The sequence below is a fragment of the Mucilaginibacter gracilis genome, assembly GCF_003633615.1.
GTDB classification, from domain to species: domain Bacteria; phylum Bacteroidota; class Bacteroidia; order Sphingobacteriales; family Sphingobacteriaceae; genus Mucilaginibacter; species Mucilaginibacter gracilis.
Window position 1 is genome coordinate 5,009,758 of record NZ_RBKU01000001.1, and the last position, 23,541, is coordinate 5,033,298.

Annotated in this window: 12 protein-coding genes; all 12 read right to left on the reverse strand. The window is 43.6% G+C overall.

Annotated features, from left to right (window positions below; all coding sequences use genetic code 11):
- Nucleotides 1-8: 8 nt before the first annotated feature.
- The 12 genes from BDD43_RS22270 to BDD43_RS22325 all read right to left on the reverse strand — a co-directional run bounded on the left by BDD43_RS22270 (nucleotide 9) and on the right by BDD43_RS22325 (nucleotide 23,512).
- Complete coding sequence (locus BDD43_RS22270; protein WP_121199904.1) at nucleotides 9-1,589, reverse strand: sodium:solute symporter; 1,581 nt, start codon at nucleotides 1,587-1,589, stop codon at nucleotides 9-11.
- Between the two features lie 204 nt (nucleotides 1,590-1,793).
- On the reverse strand, nucleotides 1,794-4,232 hold the full coding sequence (galB, locus tag BDD43_RS22275) for a beta-galactosidase GalB (protein ID WP_121199906.1): 2,439 nt from the start codon (nucleotides 4,230-4,232) through the stop codon (nucleotides 1,794-1,796).
- Nucleotides 4,233-5,369, reverse strand: coding sequence for a glycoside hydrolase family protein (locus BDD43_RS22280; RefSeq protein ID WP_162847146.1), 1,137 nt, complete (start codon nucleotides 5,367-5,369; stop codon nucleotides 4,233-4,235).
- A 10-nt stretch (nucleotides 5,370-5,379) separates the two neighbouring features.
- On the reverse strand, nucleotides 5,380-8,148 hold the full coding sequence (locus BDD43_RS22285) for a family 78 glycoside hydrolase catalytic domain (RefSeq protein WP_121199910.1): 2,769 nt from the start codon (nucleotides 8,146-8,148) through the stop codon (nucleotides 5,380-5,382).
- The gene (locus tag BDD43_RS22290) at nucleotides 8,148-9,416 is read right to left on the reverse strand and encodes a glucuronyl esterase domain-containing protein (RefSeq protein ID WP_246001733.1); all 1,269 of its coding nucleotides are present in this window, start codon (nucleotides 9,414-9,416) and stop codon (nucleotides 8,148-8,150) included. The genes BDD43_RS22285 and BDD43_RS22290 overlap by 1 nt, the downstream gene beginning before the upstream one ends.
- An 11-nt stretch (nucleotides 9,417-9,427) precedes the next feature.
- Nucleotides 9,428-13,021, reverse strand: coding sequence for a malectin domain-containing carbohydrate-binding protein (locus BDD43_RS22295; protein ID WP_121199912.1), 3,594 nt, complete (start codon nucleotides 13,019-13,021; stop codon nucleotides 9,428-9,430).
- A gap of 13 nt (nucleotides 13,022-13,034) precedes the next feature.
- Nucleotides 13,035-15,875 (reverse strand): glycoside hydrolase family 95 protein, encoded by a 2,841-nt coding sequence (locus BDD43_RS22300; RefSeq protein ID WP_121199914.1) that lies wholly within the window; start codon nucleotides 15,873-15,875, stop codon nucleotides 13,035-13,037.
- Nucleotides 15,876-16,019: 144 nt separating this feature from the next.
- On the reverse strand, nucleotides 16,020-18,779 hold the full coding sequence (locus BDD43_RS22305; RefSeq protein WP_121199915.1) for an alpha-d-galacturonidase: 2,760 nt from the start codon (nucleotides 18,777-18,779) through the stop codon (nucleotides 16,020-16,022).
- Nucleotides 18,780-18,793: 14 nt separating this feature from the next.
- On the reverse strand, nucleotides 18,794-20,365 hold the full coding sequence (locus BDD43_RS22310; protein ID WP_121199917.1) for a sodium:solute symporter: 1,572 nt from the start codon (nucleotides 20,363-20,365) through the stop codon (nucleotides 18,794-18,796).
- Nucleotides 20,366-20,369: 4 nt separating this feature from the next.
- Nucleotides 20,370-21,536: a four-carbon acid sugar kinase family protein gene (locus BDD43_RS22315; protein ID WP_121199919.1), complete on the reverse strand. Its 1,167-nt coding sequence runs from the start codon at nucleotides 21,534-21,536 to the stop codon at nucleotides 20,370-20,372.
- Nucleotides 21,537-22,589, reverse strand: a complete 1,053-nt coding sequence (gene pdxA / locus BDD43_RS22320; RefSeq protein WP_121199921.1) for a 4-hydroxythreonine-4-phosphate dehydrogenase PdxA — start codon at nucleotides 22,587-22,589, stop codon at nucleotides 21,537-21,539.
- A complete protein-coding gene (locus tag BDD43_RS22325; RefSeq protein WP_121199923.1) occupies nucleotides 22,580-23,512 on the reverse strand; it encodes a dihydrodipicolinate synthase family protein in 933 nt (310 codons plus the stop codon). The genes pdxA and BDD43_RS22325 overlap by 10 nt, the downstream gene beginning before the upstream one ends.
- Nucleotides 23,513-23,541: the final 29 nt, after the last annotated feature.

Consider the following 23,541-nt stretch of genomic DNA (forward strand, 5'->3'; position numbering starts at 1 on the left):
ATTATATTTTAACTGCTGTGGTTGGTTGAACGGGCAAGTTTTAACTGCCGTACTTTGGTTAGCAGCACCCCTACTAAAAAAATGGAAAGTGTGCCGATAACAATTATCATGTTAGCATGCATAGAACTATGCAGAAATGTGTATTCGGCTGGGATAATATCCGGGAACGTCATCCAAAGCACAACCAAAATGCCAATAATGGTTGCTACAATAGCTTCGTGGTTACGGCTTTGGCGGCTTATAATACCCAACAAAAACAGGCCCAGCATACCTGCCGCAAAAATGCCGGATAGTGTCCACCATACATCTAATATGCTTTTAACGCCTATCATGGCTATGCCTGCTCCCATGCCTACCAGGCCAAAAATAACGGTGCCAACATGCAGCACGTTCATGGTTTGCCTTTCGTTGATGCCGGGCTTAAAATAGCGCTTATAAATATCAACCGTAAATACCGTTGCCGACGAGTTCATGCCCGAACTAATGGTACTCATAGCTGCCGAAAGTATGGCCGATACAATTAGTCCCACTAAACCGGCGGGTATTTTAGTAACCATAAAATGCGGCATTATTTTATCGCCGTAGTCTGCCGGGGTTAAATGCGCTGCCATACCGGCAATTTGCGCCGCTGATGCCGAAACGGGTAACTTTTCGATAGCCGCCTGGTGCTTAATAATTTCTATTAATTCGGGGTAAACGGAGTAATAAGCGTACAGGCAAGATCCTATAATGAAAAACAAAAACGATGCCGGCACATAAATGCAAACACACAACCATACCGAACGTACAGCCTGTTTTAACGATGCCGCGGTATGGTAACGCTGTATATAATTTTGATCCATACCAAAATTATTGAGATTGATAAAAAAGCCATAAAGCAATACCACCCAAAATGTTGATTTGGTAAAATTGGGCGAAAAACTACCCAAACTAAATTTGCTATCGGCCTTACCTATCTCAATAATTTTTGGAAGCCCACCGGGCATATTGGTTACAATAAGATAAATTATCAGGATGGCTCCCAGGGTTTTAATTACACCTTGCACAACCTCCGTCCATATTACGGCTTTTATGCCGCCCAGTAGCGTATAAATAATAATGCATACACCCATTACTATCATAATGAGTTTCATTGATATGCCTGTTAATGCCTGTAGGCTTAACGCTATCCCGAAAAATATCGACCCCATACGCGCAAACTGGGTGAGCAAAAAACAAACCACGGCATAGGTACGCGCCCAGGGGCCAAAGCGTTTTTCGAGATGAGTATAAGCCGATATTTCGCCGCTGTTACGGTAAAAGGGCACAAAATACCGGGCTGCTATCCACGCTGCAAAGGGCATTGATATACTGAATACAAAAGCGTTCCAGTTGCCGCCAAATGCTTTGCCCGGTACACCTAAAAATGTATTGCTGCTTAAAAACGTGGCGTAGATTGACATGCCGATGGCCCAACCGGGGATAGAGCCTGATGCCTTGGTATATTGTTCGGAACTTCTGTTTTTTCGCGAAAAGTAAAAACCTACGCCAATCATGGCTAACAGGTAGCATAATATCACAATTAAATCGGCAATGGGCAAAACTTTCATGCCGCCGTTATATTTTGGCGCGCCGTTGAAAAACCATCGGCTATAAGATGATTAAAAATGCATTGTTGCTTCATAATTAACAGTTTAGCCCTTAAAAAGGACTTAGGTTATAATGTTATAAAGCTAACCCGCTGTAATGATGATTTTATATAGCCATTTCTCCAAAAACTATACTATCTTATCAGGACTGTATTTACCATTCAATTACTTGCTTACCAAATTTATTGTTACCCCGTTTAAGCCCGGCGAAGAAGCTGATACGCTCACTTTACCGCTTATTTGCCTTGATTGCACAATTAATAAGCATAAACCGTTAAACGCCTTATGCTGATTACCCTTAAAAGGCTCTAAACTGGTTTGCTGCCCGTTATCAACCCCGGCAATTGTAGCAGGGCCTGTTATGCTAAATTTTAATAAATTATCAGCATAAGGCACCATGTTTCCGTCGGCATCTAAAACTCTTGCGGTGATGTAGCATAAATCATTGCCATCACCTTTTATATTCTTCCTATCGGCAATCAACTCTATTTTAGCGGGTTTACCGGCGGTTTTTATTTGCTCGGTTAATACAACTTTCCCGTTTAAACGGGATACTGCCCTTAACGTTCCCGGCTGATAGGGTACTCGCCAGGCCACGTGCAAATCATCACCCTGTTTCTTTTTAATACCCAGCGATTTATCATTTAAAAATAATTCAACCTCGTCGGCATTATTATAGTAAGCCCAAACATCAACTACCTTACCCGGTTGCCAATTCCAATGAGGTAACAGGTGCAAAACACGCTTGTCCGTCCATTCGCTTTGGTACATGTAGTAAACATCTTTAGGGAAACCGGCCAAATCAACAATACCAAAATACGAACTGCGGGCCGGCCACGGATATGGCGTAGGTTCGCCTATATAATCAAAACCTGTCCAAACAAATAATCCCGAAAGGAAATCATATTTCTTGATGATCTTCCAGGTTTCCTCGTGCGTTGTACCCCAGTAAGCGGCCACATTATCGTATGCCGAAACCGTCATATCTGTATTCCCATCCGTAAATTTCGATTTGGAATTATGCGGCCATTTCAATGTGGTATCCGATAATGCATCGTAATGCCCCCTGCTCTCTAACGCCGACGTAGTTTCGGTAGCGATAAATTTTTCGCCGGGATAGTTTTTCTTAAAATCTGCGTAAGCTTCTGTATGGTAATTTAACCCAACAACATCTAACGCGTGCGATTGATATATAAAATTCTTATCCGGCTTGTTCTCGCTCAGGGCGGATGTTACAGGGCGCGTTGGATCGATAAATTTCACTATAGCAACTAATTCTTTAGCTATTGTAATACCGCTACTATCAAACTGTTCGCGTATCTCGTTGCCAATGCTCCACATAAAAACCGAGGGGTGGTTCCTGTCGCGCTTAATTTGGTCTATTAAATCAACCCTGTGCCAGGCTTTCCAGTCTTTATAATAATCAAACTTGTTTTTCTTTTTGGCCCACATATCAAAGGCCTCGTCCATTACTAAAAAGCCCATCTTGTCGCACAGGTCTAAAAATTCCGGAGCGGGCGGGTTATGCGATGTGCGGATAGCATTACAGCCCATTGCCTTTAAAATTTGCAACTGCCGTTCAATAGCGCGGGTATTTACGGCGGCACCTAAAGCACCTAAATCATGATGCATGCAAACGCCGTGTATTTTTAACGGTTTACCGTTCAGAGAAAAACCCTTGTCCTTATCGAAATTGAATGACCTGATGCCGAATGTAGTTGTGTAAGTATCAACAAGAACAGGTGGCTCATTAGCGATAAGACTTATAAAACACAACTTAGTAACCACCTTATATAAATGTGGATGATCTGTCGACCAAAGTTGTGGAGATTCCATATTAAATGATTGGTTAACCTGAATAGTGCTGCCCTGTGTTAAATTGCAATCCTTAGTTAACGTTTTTATACGTTTACCATTCCCGTCATATATAACTGTGGTTAAAACATATTCTCTGGGGTCTGGTTCGCCGTTTATCGTGAAGTTTAAATTTACACTCGCAACCTTATCGGTTATTTTAGGCGTGGTAATAAATGTGCCCCAATGGGCAAAATGGATACCATCTGCCGGTACAGAAACCAACCACACGTTTCTATAAATACCCGAACCCGAATACCAGCGCGAATTGGGCTGTTCGGAATTATCAACCTTTACGGCGATAACATTTGCCTTGCTACCGAAATGCAGATACGGCGTTAAATTATACCTAAAGGAAATATAACCATTTGGCCGTTTGCCTAAATAGTGCCCGTTTATCCAAACTTCGCTGTTTTTGTAAACGCCATCAAAATCAATAGCAAAGTTTTGGTGTGCTGATGCTGCCGCGAGTTTGAAAGTTTTGCGATACCAACCTATGCCGGTAGGCAAAGCCCCTTCATTGGTTGTTGATGCAGCCTTCTCGTTAAACGCGCCTTCAATGCTCCAATCGTGCGGCAAATTTAGTTTGCGCCATTTAGAATCATCAAAACCGGGTTTGCTGGCTGTGCTATCGTTTCCTAAAAAAAACTTCCATCCCTGGTTAAAATTTTCGGCAGGTTTGTGCTGCTGCGCAACGGCCATGCCGCAACTAAACACTAAAAACAGGCAAAAGTATAATTTAAACTTCATTTAGTTTTGTTTTAACGATCGTGCTTTTGATGGCGGCGGGGCTACAAAATGCACCGGGCTTTTACCCATATCTTTTGATGTAGCCACTGCAATACCGCGTTGGTCGGCTTTGTTTACGGCGCAGTAATAATGATAAACCACACCTTTATACTTCACCACAAACGATTTATGGGCAAATTGCGCGTCAAAAACTTCCGACGGCTTAATCAAATCTTCACCGTCCCAATCGGTCCAGTTTACCAAATCGTACGAACAGGCAAAGCGGTTAAACGCGCCGCCATGCGTTTTCCAGAAAGCACCAAAATAAAACATCACCCATACGTTGCCAATCTTTTCAATATTGGGGTCGCCGGTTATGCCTGCACCGTGATTCAGCACAGGGTCCTTACGGTTACGCATCCAGTGTACCATATCGTTTGATACAGCCATGCCAATGCGTTCGGCACCACGCTTTTTGTTTACACTGTCGCCATTGGCATTATAATACATTAAAAAAGGATAACCCGCTGTTTTAGCCTTGTCCCATATTACGGTTTCTTTATAAAGCGTGTGGTTGTCCCACCAGCTAACATTGCTATCGGTAGCCATTAAAACGGGTTTGCCAAGGGTTTGCCATTCGTGCGCGGTTGATGGGTCTTTATCGGTTGATGCTACACTAATGGATAGCAAACCTTTTTCGTAACCACGATCGTGTCCGCCAAAATAGGATAACCAATATTTGCCATCGTATTTTTGCAATTCATAGCTTCCGCTCCATTTGGTATCTTCCAACGCCGGATAGCCCGCTTTTTGGTTATTATCCCAATGGGTAGTGTCGGAAAAAGACAGAATACGGCCCTGGGTTTTCCAGTTAAGCAAGTCGTCACTCTTAGCTAACCAGGTTTCGTAACCACGGCCATTGAATATAATATACGTCATGCACCATTTATTGCCTTTGCGGAAAACCGTAGGACAATCAATCTTTTTAATATTGGTATCGGGCACCACTACCATTCCGTATTTATAAGGCGTTTTTACCTCTTCGTAAATTTCTTTCATTTTACTTTCCGGAACCTTATTTATTTCGGACTGGCCATAGGTAAAGGAGGCCAACATTGTAGTTAATGCCAATAAAATTGCGCATCTGATTTTCTTCATTTTAATATAATTACTTAGCGGCCCTAAAACGGTAAACTCCCGAACCGACATGAAATGCTAAACTATTATTTGCGCCGATATGATTTTCTATCGGCTCGTTATTCATCGTTACATGCGATGTTTCGGCAACAGGTAAATAAACCGTTGCAGTGGTATTTGGCGGAATGGTAACCGTTAAATAAAAATCGGTTCCCGCCTTTTTCCAATCGCTTATTATTGTACCGTACATGGAGTGGTAGCTGCCTTTCGCCGATGTTACATCGCCCACAGGCTGCGGGCGGATAACGATATGTTTATATGCAACATCATTATCAGCCGGCCTTATCCCAGCCAAACCGGCATAAAACCACTCCATAATATGCCCGAGCATAAAATGGTTGTTTGATACGCCGGATAGCGCCTGCCACGATTCGGTTAGTGCCGTTGCACCCTTTGCCAACTGGAAACCATATCCCGGCACATTAGTGCGGCTATTCATATCAAATATCACATCCGACTGCCCTTCATCATCAAGTACTTTTAGCAGGTACCGATAACCAATATCCCCGGCGGTAAGGCTATTGTTATGGCTGCGCAATTCTTTAACAATATTATCAACCACGGCAGCTTTGTATTGAGGCTCAACCAATTTCATATAAACAGCTATCGCGTTTGCCGTTTGGCTGCCGGTATCGTATTGTTTAGTTTCTTTATTAAAAAATTGATTATTGAACGCTATTTTTACCTGTTCCGCCAGTTTAGCGTAACGCTCCACATCGGCAGGTTGGTTTAGCAGCGTAGCAATATTGCTTAACGTTACCAAATCATAATAATAAATGGAGGTGGCAGTTACCCCCTGCGATGTGAGTTGCGAAACACCGGGATGCTTAGGCCCCAAATCATACCAATCGCCTAAACCCTGGGTAAGGATATGGTTTTTTGATTGCTTATCCAGATAGGCCATGTACCGTTGCATCATATCATAACTATCGGCCAAAACCTGTTTATCGCCATACCATTGGTACACATACCAAGGCAATAATACGCTGCTGCTCCCCCATTCGGGCGAATCGCGGAAACCATCGCCAAATACGGTAAACTCAGGGGCAATTTCGGGTATCAAACCATCTGCGGTTTGAGCCTCGCGCATATCGTTTATTATCTTTTTAAACAGCGTTGCCAAATTGTAATTGTACTGCAAGGAGTTACCCATCAGGTGATCTTCCTCCAACCAGCCCAATTTTTCGCGGTGCGGGCAATCCATTAACACGCTTGCCATATTGCTTTGTATAGCCCAGTCAATCAAGGTATTGGTTTTATTAAACAAATCGCTCGAGCAGCTAAACTCGCCCACCCTGTCTGCCGAATTACGCGTGTGCAAACCTTTTACAGCCAATAATTGCGGTTCCTTATCGGGATTAGCCCCGGTTGGCGGAACACCGCCTGTTACCTGTAGGTACCTAAAACCATAAAAGCAAAAACGCGGCTGCCAGGTTTCTATACCGTTGCCTTTTAAAATATAAGTGTACCAATGGCCATATCCATTTTTACCCGGTACACCTGTGTTTTTTTGTGTTGCAAGGCCATCATTATCCAGCAATTCGCAGGGTACAATTTTTATCGTGTCGCCTTTTTTACCCTTAACCGTTATTTGCGGTATGCCCGATGAATTTTGGCCCATATCGTAAACCCAAACGCCCGGCTTGGGTTGAGTTATCTTTTTGGCCGTAAAAACGTCGGTTACCTTTATTGGTTCGGTAGTTTGCGCATTTATTTGCGGAGGGCCGTCCACTATAATGGCGTTTTTCCAGGCGGCATCATTAAAACCGGGCTTGTCCCAACCGGATTGTTCTTTAGTGGCATCATAGTCTTCGCCACCATAAGTGGATGAAAATGTAATGGGCCCGGCAGTTGTTCTCCACGATGTATTGCTTACGATGTTCTCGGTTGTACCATCCTGATATTGTACCAGCAACCTGCATATCATTTTAGGATAACCATAAGCTACCGTAAGCTTGCGGTACCTGCCGCTCGGTGTAAAGTAAAAACCATTGCCAAGCATTATGCCTAAGGCATTTTCGCCCTTTTTTAACAGCTCTGTTAAATCAAAACTTACATATTCGGCTTCCTTTTGGTAGTTAACCCAGCCGCCATCTAAAAAATGATTGCCCACTTTTGCGCCATTCAAATTCATTTCAAAATGCCCCAGGCCTGATATAAATATGGTAGCATTTTTAACTGGTTTGCTTACCTTGAAGCTTTTGCGCAATATTGGTAAAACATCAGTACCGGGCGAATGCTTTTTTGTGCCGGGAGTTGCAATACCAGGTAATATTTTCAGAGAATCGGGCATGACTTCGTAGGCAATCCAACTGGCACCCTTCCAGTCGGCGGTATTTAATAATCCCATTTGCCATTGGGCGATGCTGCTCCATACCAAACTATGTTCCTTATAATCGATAACCGATACGCGCCAGTAATATTTTTTTGTTGATACCAAAGCCGGGCCGGCATAAGGCACCTGTATAGTGGAGTTTGAATTTACCGTTTGCGAATCCCATATATTGCCTATTCCCTTTTGCAGCAAAGCCGGATCATCTGCTACCAGTATATGATAAGCTTTTTGCACCACATTAAAGCCGGTTGACGTTATTTCCCAGCTAAAATGGGGACTGGCAGCCGTGATGCCTATGGGATTAACACGATATTCGCACCTTAAATTAGTTACACATAATGTTTGCGCAAAAGCATCTATGGCGAAAAACAAGCCTAAAAAACCCAATATCAACTTCTTTGTCATCAAGGCTTTTTTAAATATTTATCGGCAAAACTGAGGTATTGAATCCAATCGTAATCAGTTACATTATGGCCACCGGGACGAACGTGATAGGCAATGCGGCCAACAGACGGCTCACTTAAAGCTGGCCATTGGTTGGCAGGTAAGCCACTGGTACCCAACAGCCGATAAACCGGATCGGCAGCTTTTGCGCCCCAAAACTCAGCTTCGGGATTGGAGTTGGTATCATCCTTAGCACTTGCAACGTAAACAGGCCGGGGCGCTATGAGCGAAATAACCATATGCTGATCGAACGGCAGGATAGAATCCTGGCCCATATATTTTTTAAAATTACCGCAAAACCAATGCGGGAACTTGGTATCTAACCTTGTTGTACCCTCGCCACCTTTAAAATGAAATAGTTTGGCACCACCAGCTCCCGATTCGTTACTGATAACCAGCGGAAAGCGTTCATCGGTAGCACCTGCCCAAAGTGCAGCCTTTCCCAATCGCGAAAAGCCAAATACCGCCACATGTTTGCTATCAATAGCTTTATCAGTTTCCAGATAATCTAATATCCGGCTCAGGCCCCATGCCCATGCTGCTACGGTGGCAAAGTTATCGCCCCGGTTTTGCAATTCCGGGTATAAAACCTGCACGCCATTTTTAAATCCGTCGTCAAAATCGGGGTCAATATCTCCCCGGTAAACGGTGGCAACGGCGTAGCCTTTATCTAATATCATTTCAAGCGGCCATTGGCCGGCATCAATACCACGCGTGGCTTCGGTAGCGCGGTTATTAACTACGCCTTTGGTTTTATCCATCCAGCTTGTGCTCATTTTTATAGCAAGGTCAATATTTACCGATTGATTACCATCGAAGTTTAACCCTACAATTGCAGGCGCATGTTTAACATTGTTTGGGATGTACAACAAAATATCCATCTGCGGCCCATCCTGCTTACCATTAAAGTAAACCGTTATTTGTTTACGTGTGGCTTTGCCGCCTAAGGCTTTGCTGTCGTTATCAAAAACCTTATAGGTTACCCCGGCTGGTTTACCCGGAGATTGGCCGTACATTTCTTTTTTAAAAAACGCTATCAACTCTGGTCTGCGCTCTATTTTCCATTGTTTGGCGGTGGTAATTTTGGTACCGTTATTTAAGGTTAAAACATCGGGCAGGCTTATGCCATTTACTATTTGTTGGGCTATGGTATTGTTAGCTAACAGCAAGCCGAGCAGCATTAAACTTAGGCGCAGTAAATAGTTATTTTGTATAGCTGTTAAATTCATGTATTTCAATATTATTGCACCTCTAAGCCCGAAACTATTAACCCTTCGGCGTCCACTGCGCTAAGTATTACTTTATAATTGCCCGCGTTAATGCTCGTACCGGTTGTAGTGCCCACTGTTTTAAATTTATCGGCTTCGGTTTTACCAAATTTCAATTGTGCTTCTTTCATCACAGTGCCATCGGCAGCCAGTAGTTTAATGTTAGCCGTTAATGTTTTACCTGTTGTATTAGCATATTTAATACGCATCTCGTGCGCTTCGGCCACTCCGGTTGATATTGCCCATTCTGCCCCCGAACCTGTAGTTTTAAAGGTGATGCAATTACGCCCGTTAACCATACTTATAACTGTGCCTTCACCGCTCAAGGTGGCCGTTTCTGCTTTGTATGATACTGTGGTTTTTAAATCGGTAGCGGGCTCCATTTCCGTAACAGGCTGTACGGCTACCAAATACATTAATGCCTTATCGGCATTGTAGCCTAAACTAACCTCGGCACCTGCTTTAAAGCGTTTGTGGTATAGCATAAACTTATTACCACCGTTGGCATCGTTAACCATCAGGGTTTTGGTGTTATCGTAATCGTGCAGCCAGGCTGGTAATTGTTTAATATCTGCGTCTAAACCTATGTAAACATCGGCATCAACTGTGGTGTTGAATTTAGCCAAAGCACCCGCGCCTTCAATAGTAACTTTTGGCGTTTTTATCCATTCGGCGCCGTAAAGATTTGGCGGTAACTGGGCTATTTCTGTTTCGTCGTTTGTATATAGTTTATTGCCAACATCAAGCCATGTTTTTGCCGACCAATTTTTAGCCTGAGATGGATTGGTAACAACCAAATTATGAATAACAGAAGCCGACGGCAGGGCAGCCACCACATTTTTATTAACCGATGCTATAGCGATGGCCGAAATAATAGCCTCTCCCGATTCTGCATGAGGGAAGTTGATGGTTAAATGCCCGCCGGTTACATGCACCTTAACAACCTTTTTTAAAGCCCTATCGTGCCCGGCCTCTTTCCAAATATCAAGGTTATTGATAACAGTATGGCCATTAACGGCAACATCAAATAAACGCCAGCCCGTGCAATCCATCCCGCCGCCTGTACCGTACCAGGGCTCGGTAAAGTAAAACTCAACTTCATAATCGCCATCGGCAACCGGGAAATCATACTTCAACTTATCAAGCCCGTAACGGAAAGTTTGGAATAATTGCGGATCGGTAGTGCCCTTTATCAAATCGAAAGTGCGGCGCTGGCTGCCAAACATGGCGGGCATTCCGGCTAAATCGTCCGTCCACGAGGTTGAGCCCCATGTTTTATTATTGGTTTGATGCACATCGGCAAGCCAAACATGGTTAAACTGATCGGTATAATCGGGGCCGCCGCAATTAACCCGGTAAATATATTTTAAACCCGCATTTGGTTTCAATAAATCCTTTCCTTCAGTATTCAGATCTTGAAAATTTGGCGATTGTGGCAAGTGATTGAGCACAATATAATCTTCGGCTACCTTCTTCCCTTTTACATATCCTACAGCATAAAGCACATTGTATTGCACGTTTACCCTGTCCCATGTAAAATGTGTCCCTTTACCTCCATTCTTTTTTTTACCGAAAGATTGGCCGTTAACATCGTTAAATAGTTCAACCTCATCGCAGTTGGAGTAAACGCTCAAGCTATCCCTCGTTCCGGGCGATAGCCACCTATCCGGCCAGGTGTGCGATACGATGTAAACCATTGGCTCTTTATCTTTGGGCGCATAATTAGCCCGATATAAATAAAAGGCATCTGTTGGTTCGCCCCAGGGGGTTAATAAACCTTTGTAGTTAACAGGGCCTACCCTATCCATCTCCCGCCAGCCCTCGCCGCCTTGCACCCTGCCCGGGTTTTCGTGCGAACTGAGCAACCATTGGAAATGCCCGGCAACTTTATCCTTAACCGATTCGGCAAGGCGTATTTTGGTTTCCATTAATAAATCCAGCCTGTCTTCGCTTAATGCGCCGTTTTGTGCAAATGGCCCGTCGGTGTGTAAATCAATACTTCGCCATCCGCCATACTCACCAACCAGTATTTGCTTTTCAAGGTCGGTTGCATAGGTTAAGGGGTTACCGCCGTAGGTGCCTGTCCAGTTTTGTGGCACATCCCAATCGGTACCGTTACCGCCATTACAGGTTGTTATTTTGCGTTGCGACGATGCAGTGGGATCAAGTTTGCGGATCAGTTCGCAGCATTCCGCAGCAAAATCGGCAGGTAGCCTGCTTTCGTTTTGTAGCCCCCAAAGAATATTCGACGGGTTATTGCGCCGTTCTTTAACCCAATCAGCTAAAAGCGTTTTAAAGTTTTCGCGAAAAGCCGGGGTATCATACCAAATGTGGGCGGTAAATTGCGGCCACCATAGTATGCCTAATTCATCCCAATACTGTTGGTATGCTAAATTATGCGGCTGGTGCGCATCGCGGAAAGCATTAAAGCCCGCCGTCTTAACCTGCATTACACGTGTACGAACTTGCGCATTGCTAAAAGCGTGGCTTTGCCCCATTTTATGCTCGTACTCGGCAACGCCGTTTATAAATACCGGTTTACCGTTAAGTAAAAACTGTTTATTGCTACCGCCCCGGCCAATGGGCCAACTTATCCAACGGATGCCATAAGGTGTTGATTCCTGATCTAACTGCCTTTGGCCATCCATCACCTTAGACACCATTTTGTACAAATAAGGTTGCCCCAGCGACCATAAATGTACGTGTGTAAAATTGAGCTTTTGCTTATAAACCATTGTAGCACCCGCTGGAATAGCATTTTCGCTAACGGCTTCGGCAACTACAATACCGCGTTCATCTATTAACCTGTTAATTACAGCTATCTTTTTAGGTTTGTTGCTGTAATTCTTTACTTCGGTTTCTATATTCAGATCCGCCGATTTTTCGGTTACCGTAGTATCGTTCCAGATGTGTACGCCAAACGGCTCTATCCTCACGGCACCGGTGATAATAAAATGTACGGGCCGGTATATTCCCATTGGCTGCGAACCCTCCGAAAAGCCAACCTCATCCGCCGAGCCACCGCATACCCAGGGCAGATCCTGAATTTTATCCGGATGATCTGCCCGGACGGCCAGTATATTAGGTTTATTTTTAAGCAGATACTGGCTTACATTTAAGGTAAATGTTGTGCGGCCACCGGCATGGTAACCAACCTTTGTACCATTTAGCCACACCGTAGCGTAGGAGCCTACACCTTCAAAAAACAGAAAATATGCCTTATCGGCAGAGATGTCTTTTACAATAAAACTGGTGCGGTACCAGGCGTAACCATGCCTGTCGCCATGTTTTAACCTGCGGTAACCCTGGTAAGTATCCCAGTTATGGGGCACCGTAACGGGTTGCCAGTTTTGGGTATTAAATGCCGCTTGCTCAAAGCCGTTATAGGCATTTATATTGGTATCGTTGGCCACAGAGAGCCAGTTAGTTTTTAAAACAATATCTTTACGTATTGCAGATTGCGAAAAAGAGCGGACGCCAAACAATAAACAAAGCACTAATATTAAGCAGCTTTTGTAACCCACCCATAGCGTTTTATAACATTGCTTAACCTTATCTGCCATCATCTCAAGTTTTAAATTATATCGCTTTCAATTCACCATTAAAACTATAGCTTTTGCCCTTTATAGTTTTAAAACGTTGGCTAATGCTGCCATATTTTAACAAGCATTCGCCACCTGCTTTTGAAGTTACCTGCACCTGCATTAATTTGCCGTTTTGCCATTTCAAGTTGAGTACAAAGCCCCCGCGGGCGCAAATACCCTTTACCTCACCATTGGCAATGGCGGTGGGCAGGGCAGGCAATAAATCAATATAGCCTTGCTGGCTTTGTAGCAGCATTTCGGCAATACCGGCTGCACCACCAAAGTTACCATCAATCTGGAATGGCGGGTGCGCATCAAACAGGTTATTGTACACGCCGCCTTTTTCTTTTGCATTACCAATTTCGGCAACGCTTAATAGCTTATTTACCAACATCATAGCGTGGTCGCCTTTTTTAAAGCGCGCCATCAGGTTTACCTTCCAGGCTAAACTCCAACCCGTGCCCTCGTCGCCACGGTACTTAAACGATTTTTCTGCGGCTTTCATTATATCAGCATTACCATCCCACGTAATATCTGTACCGGGGTAAACACCCCAAAGGTGCGATACATGCCGGTGCGTATCAGTTGTATCGTCCCTATCTTCCATCCACTCCTGCAATTGCCCGTATTTACCAATTTTATTGGGAGCTATTTGCATATATTTTTCTTCAAGAGTTTTGCGGAACGCTAAATCGGTTTTTAGTATTTGAGATGCCGTTATGCAGTTTTTAAACAAATCGCGAATGATCTGCCTGTCCATTGCGGGCCCAGCAACAAGGCCACCATGTTCGGGAGAGGTTGATGGCGTGGAAATAAGGTAACCAGTTTGGGGATCATGAACCAATGTACTCACAAAAAACTGAGCGGCGGCTTTCATTTCGGGATAATGTTGTTTCAAGAAACTGGTATCTTGAGTGTACAAATAATGTTCCCATAAATGATGGCATAACCAGCCTGCACCACTTTGCCAAATGCCATTGGTTGGTGCATCAATTGGCGCGGTGCCCAACCAAATATCGGTGTTATGGTGTACTACCCAGCCCGGAGCGTTATAGTAAACTTTGGCCGTTTTTGCACCTGTAGTACTAAGGCCGCCTATCATTTTAAAAAGCGGCTGTATGCACGCACTCAAATTTAACTCTTCGGCACTCCAATAATTCATTTGGAGGTTAATGTTGGTGGTAAACTTGCTGCCCCAGGGTGGCACCAGTTGATCGTTCCAAATTCCTTGTAAATTGGCGGGCAATTTACTATCTGGCCGCGAACAGGCTATCAGTAAATACCGAGCATATTGTATGTAAAGTGATAACAATCTTGGGTCGGCAGTAAACGAATATTGTGCGATGCGCTCGTTAGTAGGCAAATTTTGATTTTTACCCGCACCCAGATTTACCGAGAAAGTATTAAAATATTTTTGATAATCTTTTATGCTGCGCTCTTTAACATTAACAAACGTTTTGGTTTTAACAGTCTGTAGCGTTTGCTTGCATAGCTCCTCCGGCTTGGCCGATACATCCAGATAATTTTTAAAGCTGGTAGCGGCAGTTAAGTATAAGGTAACATCGTCGGCATTGGTTATGTTGATATGATTATCCACTACTTTTATTATTCCGCTTTTTGCCGTTGCATACAAATAGCTTGCGCCTTTAAGCACACCCTTTTGTACCTTTAAATTAAGGCCAATGGTATGTGCATCAATTTTGCTCACAGCTGATAGCTTGTGGGGTGTTTGCAGCAAAGCATCCAGATTAATTTGCCCCGCCTTATCTGCTTTTAAATGTATTACAATAACCTTATCGGGATAACTTGCCAAATATTGACGTGTAAACCTAATGCCATTGCAGGTGTATGATGTTGTGGCTATGGCCTTGCCAATATCCAAATCGCGCTTATAATCAATTAATTTACCTTTTTGTTTAAAGTTCAATATTAAATCGCCAAAGGGCTGATACTCGGCCTGGTATCTGGGAGAAGCCGGCGGCTGATAATCTTGTATCCAATATTGCCAAACGGGGTTTAAAGTTATGGCATCTTCAGGGTTTTCTCCGTAGGGATATATTGAAAATGTTTTTTGTCCGCTTTTACCACCTACCAGGCCACCTTTATCAAAAGGGTTAATAACCTGTATGGCTATTTCATTTCGTCCCTCTTTAAGCAATGAACCATCTATTTTATACCTGCGGATAACGCTTGTAGAATCGGTAGAACCAATTTTTTTTCCGTTGATATAGGTTATGTCCATATCCCTTATCCGGCCCAAATCAATAACCAGGTTTTTACCCGTCCAGCCTTTAGGCAATTCAAATGCATTACGCAACCATACTACGCCATCTAACCCTGCAAGTTCGGCAATGCCCGATGATTCCCATCCGTTAGTGGTAGGTATTTTCATATCGTGCCAGTTTTTATTATTCAGGGTAGTTAATATGGCATTGTTATTAGCAGTTACTTTTTTAAACCATACATCAAACCGGGCAGGATAAGTATCCTCGCCATTTTTTTCGCCCATAAAATATTTACCCGCAAGGGCTTCGGCCTCCGTGCGTTTACCTTCAAAAAGTAGTTTTCTGATGGTGGGCAAATAAGTTGATGCTCCGGTGCGCTGGTAACTGCGTGGTTCGCCGGTCCATAAAGTTTGTTCATTAAATTGAATACGATCTGAGTTAGCACCGCCGTATATCATTGCGCCAAGCGTGCCGTTGCCAATAGGTAAAGCATCTGTCCATTTTTCGGCAGGTTGGTTATACCATAGCTTTAGCGGGCTTTGCTGTGCCTTGGTATTTGCAGTGCCGCACAAAACAACAGCAATGGTAAAAATATATAACGGGCTCTTCATCGGTTGTAATTGAAACGGTATTCAAAAGCAAAAAATAAAACTCAATTGATGGTTTTGCCAGGTTTACTAAAACGAATATAGCCTGATTGCTTTATCCGTTTGTATAACATGTTTTCAATAGTTTATATCATCTTAACATACACTTCAATTAAAAAGTGCGTCGAGCTTACGGTTGGCGCCGCCTTTGTTCATGGCTGCATCATATACCGGCAAGGCTGCGTTACCATCAATAAAGCCTAATACAAGGCACTCGCCTTTGGCTAAGGTTAAAGTATGTGTACCCGCAGCAAAGCTGTAGGCATGAATATTTACGGGGGGCATATCTGTAAAAACAATGGCATTGCCTATTTTAATCTCCGCCTGGCCGTAATCGTTGGCACTGGCATCATTCTCTAAAGTTGGCTCTGCGGAATATTTAGCGCCCTTCTCCTTAAAAAAGCCAACCAATAGCTTAACAGATTTATCTGTGCTGAATTTAAGGGTAGTACCCTGAGCTATTTGTTGCTTTTGGGATAATTTAACACCTTGCAGGTTTTTGAGTAAACCATCATAAACATTGGTAACCAGGCTTGTATCGGTGTAAACCGAAGAGTTTTGGTTCAAAGTATAAATACCCTGCGTGCCCGATAACCAGGTTACGTTTGCAGGCTCTAAAACAAGTTCGTGAGTTTGGGAAGCCTCGCCTGCATGCAGTTTTAACGAATCTACATTTTTGATGTACCGGCTCAATTCCTGCTCATATTTGGGCAGCAGTTCAACCCAGGTTTTATTTTTACCGTCGTTACCGCCTATTGGTATTTTGCGCTGCCCGGTTTGCATACTGTTGGCGTAGAGGTAGGTATCTTTAGTTAAATTGGCTAATTGCTTAAAGTGCGCCACACTGCTCTGCATATGCGGGATAGCATTTTGCAAATCGGCAAGGTTATTTGAGTATTTGTAATTTAATATTAAAAGTGCTGCCTTTGCCTTTTCTGCATAAAAATTGGCAAGCTCGTTGTAGCAATATATATCGTTTTTTAAGCGTTTAAACTCAAGCTTACCGGCCTTTACACCGGCTTCCGCAGCATCAATTGCTGCAACGGCGGCTTGGCCTTCGGCTATTACATCGTTTATTACGTTAACCGGAGTTTCGCCAATATGTGGTTGGTGCTTAAATTCCTTCTCGGCATATTCGGAAAGCATCTCCCCTTCCGGCCCTTCCGAGTTATACAACAAGGTAAACAAACCGTACCTTTCGGGATTAACCAACTGACTCATAAACATGCCTAACGTTAAGGTTTGGCGGTTACCATCGGTAATACCGAAACGGCGCAACAGCTTAGGCGCTATTTCGCCCGATTGCTCATAAGCTTCTAAAATATTAGCACTATGTTGGATGTCGCAACCGTACTTTTCGGCAAGCTGTTTATCCCAATATACTTTTTCGGCTTCTCTGTCGCGGTGGCAATTCCAGGAATATCGCGCCCATTCTTTGTACCATATCCAATCCCTATCCATTTGCAACAAACGGGTATCAGCCTTATCGGCTGTGTAGGGCCAGTCCCAATAAGATGCCTGCGGGTAAATATGCAAACCGTTCGATTCGTACACGCTATGCATAGCCTGCACACATTTCTGTATAAAATCTGCCGAGCCGTATCTAAACGGCTCTAAATTAGCCATAATGTGGATGTTTTCTATCTGCACACTGCCCAAATGGCTCAATGTGCGGTGCAATTCGGCCCAGGGGCCGTGCGGGGTGTACGTTGTTAAAGCCTCACCGTTATATTTAGCTTCGGTATATAAATTTTTATAAAGTGGTAAAGCATACTTCATCACGGTAGGCGCATCGGTATCATGAGCGCGTAAAACTATAGGTGGTTCTTCGGTTTTACCTAAAGCCTTCAATCCGTCTTTTACGCCGGGGATAATGGTTTTAGTAAACCAGTCCACATCATCCTGCCCTACACCTTCCATCGCTTCGCCTAAACATACCATTAAGCCAACGTTGGGGTATTTTTCTACAAAGGCGGCTATTGATTTACGGGTATAATCGGCAATAAGCGGAATAATCGGACGGTTCCTGTCCTGTGTTTTCATGTGGTTATGCTCGGCAAATGGTTTTGATACGATGATGTTATAAAACATTTGTATCACCCAAATACCGCGCTTATCTGCCTCCTGCGTTAAAAACTTAAAAATCTCTTCATTCTTTTTAAAAGTTTCGTCGCTTACCTCAACTGCGTAAGGGTAATCTTTCAGGCGTACCAATGATGCAAATGGGTGCCCGTTCCATAAGTACAACGAGTTCATGCGGTTCTCAACCATTTGGTCGAGATATTTAAGCCACATGGCCTTATCATAAAACCAGGGGAAACTTTCGGGAGTATAAGGGTATTCGTAAACACCACGACCGGGCAAGTAAGTAGACTTCTGCATGCCGATACAAGCACCGCGCAATACCATTTCGGGATGATCGGCTTTGGCAATCTGTTCGGGCAATGTTCCGGTATCTTTCACCTCGTCGGCCAATTCAATACAGCCGTATAACGCGCCCGAATTATCTAAACCCTCAACAACAATATTTTTTTGTGCCGAAGATGAGAGCATAAACCCTTCTTTATGGAAAGCTACTTTCTTCATCGGCAAATGCCATTGTTTTGTTGCAGCCAATATCGCATCACTACCTGTTACGCCTATTACTATCACCCTCCCTTTAGCAGTAATTTGGTGTGCGTTAACTACCTTGTAACCTTTTGCTGTTAACGCGGCCGTTAACCTGCCCGCGCCAAAACTAACACGTACCGGACTATTTACGGATGTAACAATGGTAATAGTTTGTTTGGCCCTTACAGGAATAGCGTGAGCTCCAAAAAAACAAAACACGCTCAAAAGCAACAATTGTATTTTAAAAAAAGCCTTCATTTTACTCCTGTTAATTATTGTTTAAGTTCGGCGGCTATTTTCCTGCGCTTTTCAAGCCAGCCGCTAAAAAGCAGGTTTTTATTCAATACCGGTTTGGGGAAAAACAAGCTCGCTAAATAACCTACTACTATTACTATAATATGGCTGTAAACGCCTAACATATATTTGTGCTGCTTAAAGCTGTAAATACCCATATCAAGCAATACATGTTTCTCTTTACCCAAACCTATTTTGGTTGATGTTAAAAAAGCGTAAGCGGTGAATAACACACAGGTCAAAACCCCTATCAATAAACCCTGCCTGTTTGCCCTCGAACTAAATAAGCCCAATAGAAATATCCCCGCTATACCGCCCGAAAATATGGAGTAAAGTGTAAATACAATTCCCAAAACACCTTCGTCGCCGGCCATTAAATACAACGATGCAATGCCTATGGCACCAAGGCCGCCAAATACAACTATCCAACGACCGGCTTTTAAATTTTGCATGTCGGTTTTTTTGGGGAACATACGTTTATAATAATCCTCAACACCTATGGCACCCAGACAATTCAAATCAGACCCTAAGCTGGATATGGCTGCCGATATTAACGCAGCCAATATTAAACCCACAACGCCCGGCGGCAAATTAGTCATGATAAAATACGGAAAAACGGCATCGGGCCTCATGCCAGCAGGCAGGGGGTTTTGTTTATAAAAAACAAACAACGCGGTACCAATAAACATAAACAATGCCCATAGCGGCACGGTAAGCCCAACACCCAATAAGGTTGCCTTAATTGCCGATTTATCGTTTTTAGCCGTTAAGTAACGCTGCACCATGGTTTGATCGGTTCCATATTTTTGAATGGCATAAAAAACCCCGTTAATAACCATTACAATAAAGGTGAGCTTTTTAAAATTGAAATCGTAAGGGCCAAAGCCTGTTTTACCGTTACTTTGGGCTATGTGCCAAACTTCGGCAGGGCCGCCTTTTAGGGCGAATAATAAGATCACCAGCGATACCACACCACCTAAAATCAGCAAAAAGCCCTGTATTACATCGGCCCATATAACAGCTTCAATACCACCTATTAATGTTATAAAAACTACCACAAAGCCAATTACCCAAATAATGAGGAAGGTATTAGCACCCGTCATATTAGATAGTGCCAGGGCGAGTAAAAAAAACACGGTACCCATTTTAGAAAAATGCGTTAACACAAACGCTATCGAACTATACAGGCGCGCAAATACGCCAAAACGTTTTTCAAAATATTCGTAAGCACTCAAACCTATAACTTCGCGGTATAGCGGCACAATAAACCATACCATCAACAGCAGTACGATAGGTACCATAAGCCCCTGTACCAATAATATCCAGTTGGATGAGAAGCCTTCGCCGGGATAGGCTAAAAAGGTAACGCTGCTCACCAATGTTGCCATTAACGACATCCCGATGGCCCACGATGGTATGGTACCCGCCGAAACAAAGTATTTAGCAGTTGTATTTTGACCGCGACCAAACCGCAGGCCCACACCAAGCGATGTTGCCAACGAAACTATGATAATAACATAATCAATTAAATGTAAGGTTTCTTTGTGCATAGGGCTAATATAAAGTACACCCACGCACCAATTGCGGCCAGGCGTAACTTCCGGGTTTTATGGTTATAAACAACTCCGGGCTATCATCCGTACTCATCCTGATAACGCCTGGAGACAATTCTTCAACCGGGTAAATTTTTGATATACTCAGTTGTTTTAAAATAGCCGCAGCAGTAGAGCCTCCTTCTACCAGTAACTCGTTAATGTGCAATTGCTTAACAATCAACCCCACTACAGTGGCTGTTTTTTGACGCAACAACCCATTTTGATTGTTTATTTGTTTTGTATCCAGAGGATTGACGGCTATAATGGCTTTGCCAAATGTAGTGATATATGCTATAATTTCGTTACACCAATCCTCATAATCGCTTTCCTCTATTTCGCTCTTGCTGACGATGTTTACCGGCATATAACTTACCGGGAAACCATCGGCTTTAAGTTGCATCACGGCGTCGCTGCTCTTTTTAAATGCAGTACCGGATACAATAAGTGCCGGATATTGAAATTCGCGAGGTTTTATTTGCCTCGGTTGCTCATCCGGGATAACAATTTTATCAAGCAAGGCGGTAAAAAAATTGGCCGCCCCGGCTATTATCATGTTGCGGTTAACCAAGTTGGCCCAGGCCGCCAAATCGTCGTAACCGGCGGCATCTCCAACTACTATACCTTCGTAATTAATGGTTTGGGTGTGCTTTTGCGAGGTTATTTTTATACCCTTCCCGTCCAGTAATTCAATTACCGAAGATGTTTTGATAGGGAATTCGGGATCATTGGCAAAATTGCTTAAATGCAGCGGTTCGCCGTTTAACAAGTATTGGCCGTTAACTATAGTACGCCCTAAACCCGGATTAGCAGGCACCAGCAGCGCACGCGAATGACTTAATTTGCCGATGTGCGCCAATAGTTCCTCGGCAACGTGGCCGCGCAAAACCGAATCGACCTTTTTAAACACCAGGGTGGGGTTTAGCTTAACTATCTCTTCGGTAACCCGTTCCATCTCCAGCACGGCATCGTGCTTTGACATCGACCGGGTATCGGTTGCTATAACCAGCAAGTCTGCCTTCGATAACAAGTTTACCCGGGTATTCACTTCAACCTTCAGGTTATAGCGTAACCCTATGCCGCCCAATTCGGCAGCACCGGTAAAATCGTCGGCAATAACTATAATCATTTAAACAGCAACTGTTTTATTAACGGCTTGATGCTTATAAAGCTGCACTGCCGATTCGATGGCCAATACCATAGCATCAGCACTGGCAACACCTTTTCCGGCAATTTCAAACGCGGTACCGTGGTCAACCGATGTACGGATGATTGGCAAACCCATTGTTATGTTAACACCTTTAACACTGTCCATTTGTTTTTTCTCAGAATTCCATTTAAAGCCCGAAAGCTTAAACGGAATATGCCCCTGATCGTGATACATGGCTACCACACCACCATAATAGCCTGTTGCCGCTTTGGCAAACATGGTATCGGCAGGTACAGGGCCCTCAACATCATAACCTAATCTGCGCGCTTCCTCAACTGCCGGTAATATTTCCAAATCGTCCTCGGTGCCAAACAAACCGGAGTCGCCCGCGTGGGGGTTTAAACCTGCTATGCCTATTTTAAGGTTGGTTGCACCCAGTTGTATCATGCCATTATGCAGCAATTCGGTAACCTCTAAAATGCGTTCTTTTTTTACCAGATCGCAAGCCTGGCGCAACGATACATGGGTAGATACGTGTATCACCCTCATGTTATCTTCAACCAGCAGCATGGCATACCTGGTTGTGTTGGTTAAAGTGGCGTATATTTCGGTATGGCCCGCAAAATGGTGTCCGGCCTCGTTTATCGATTTTTTGTTGATAGGGCCCGTTACCGTAGCATCCAACTCGCCGGCTAAAGCCAGCTCAATTACTTTTTTTACTGATTGAAAAGCCGCCTCGCCGCAATTGGCAGATATTTCGCCAAATTTAAGTTTGCTAACGTCGGTATTGCCCAAATCAAAAACATCTATAGTGCCATATTTAAAAGCAGCCTGGGTAACGCTGCTTACGCGGTTAAGCAATACATCAATTTTTAAAATATCGGCTATTTGCTTAAATACATCGTAATCGCCAACCAAAAGCGGTTGGCATATCTCATACAACTCCGGCTTTAGCAAAGCTTTCAGCGCAATCTCGGGGCCTATACTTGCCGGGTCGCCCATGGTTATTCCTGTTATCGGCTTTAATCGCATATATCAATTTTTAAATTCAAACCTTCGTTATCTCTTATTTCGTGCAGGGTTTTTATCAATTGCGCCTCATCATCGGCAGATTGAGGGTACAATGGCGGCATTACGTAAGGCAGGCATAATTTAGATTCGTACATTAAAACTTTAAGTGCCCATAACGATTCGCCAAGTAAACGGCCCGATTGGTATAACTTGCCCAGCATGTCTGATTTTTTTTGAAACGCGTATACCAAATCGTGATCGCCATTTTTCACAGCTTCCATCATAGCGTTATATACCCCCGGAAAAAGGTTACCCGTGCTCGGGATAAGGCCGTCGCTTCCGTTTAACAGCGCATCGGCAGATCGTGCCGCCCAACCCAAAAAGTAACTAAAGTCTTCGCGGTCTTTCCACAACTTGATTGATTCTCTTACGCGCTCTTCGTTCTGTTCAGAATCTTTAACGCCTACTATATTATCGTGGTAACTCAGTTCGTCTATCAGTTTTAACGAAATAGACATATGTGTTGTAGCCGGAATGTTGTATATAATAAGCGGGCCGCCGCATTGGCCGGCCAATTGCTCGTAATAGTTTTTTACCTGCGCATCTGATAGTTTATAGTACGATGGCAAATGCGCCGCAACAGCATCTGCACCGTTCTCGAAAGCATATTTTGCTAACGAAACAGATTCTTCAAACCGGTTTGAAGCCACACCAACATACAGTTTATCGGTACCTTGTTTTAATTCGCCGGCAAGCTTTATATAGTCAAATTTAACTGTTATGGGTAACGACGCCGCTTCGCCGGTTGTACCCAATATAAAAGGTTCCACGTTGTTGGCGTGAAAATTAGCAAACATGTTTTTAACACCCTCTTTATCCAATTCGTGGCTCTCGGTTAGCGGGGTTATAGCCGGAATAACTACACCACTGTATCTTTTTTTCATTAATCTGTTCTAAATTGTACTATAAACAT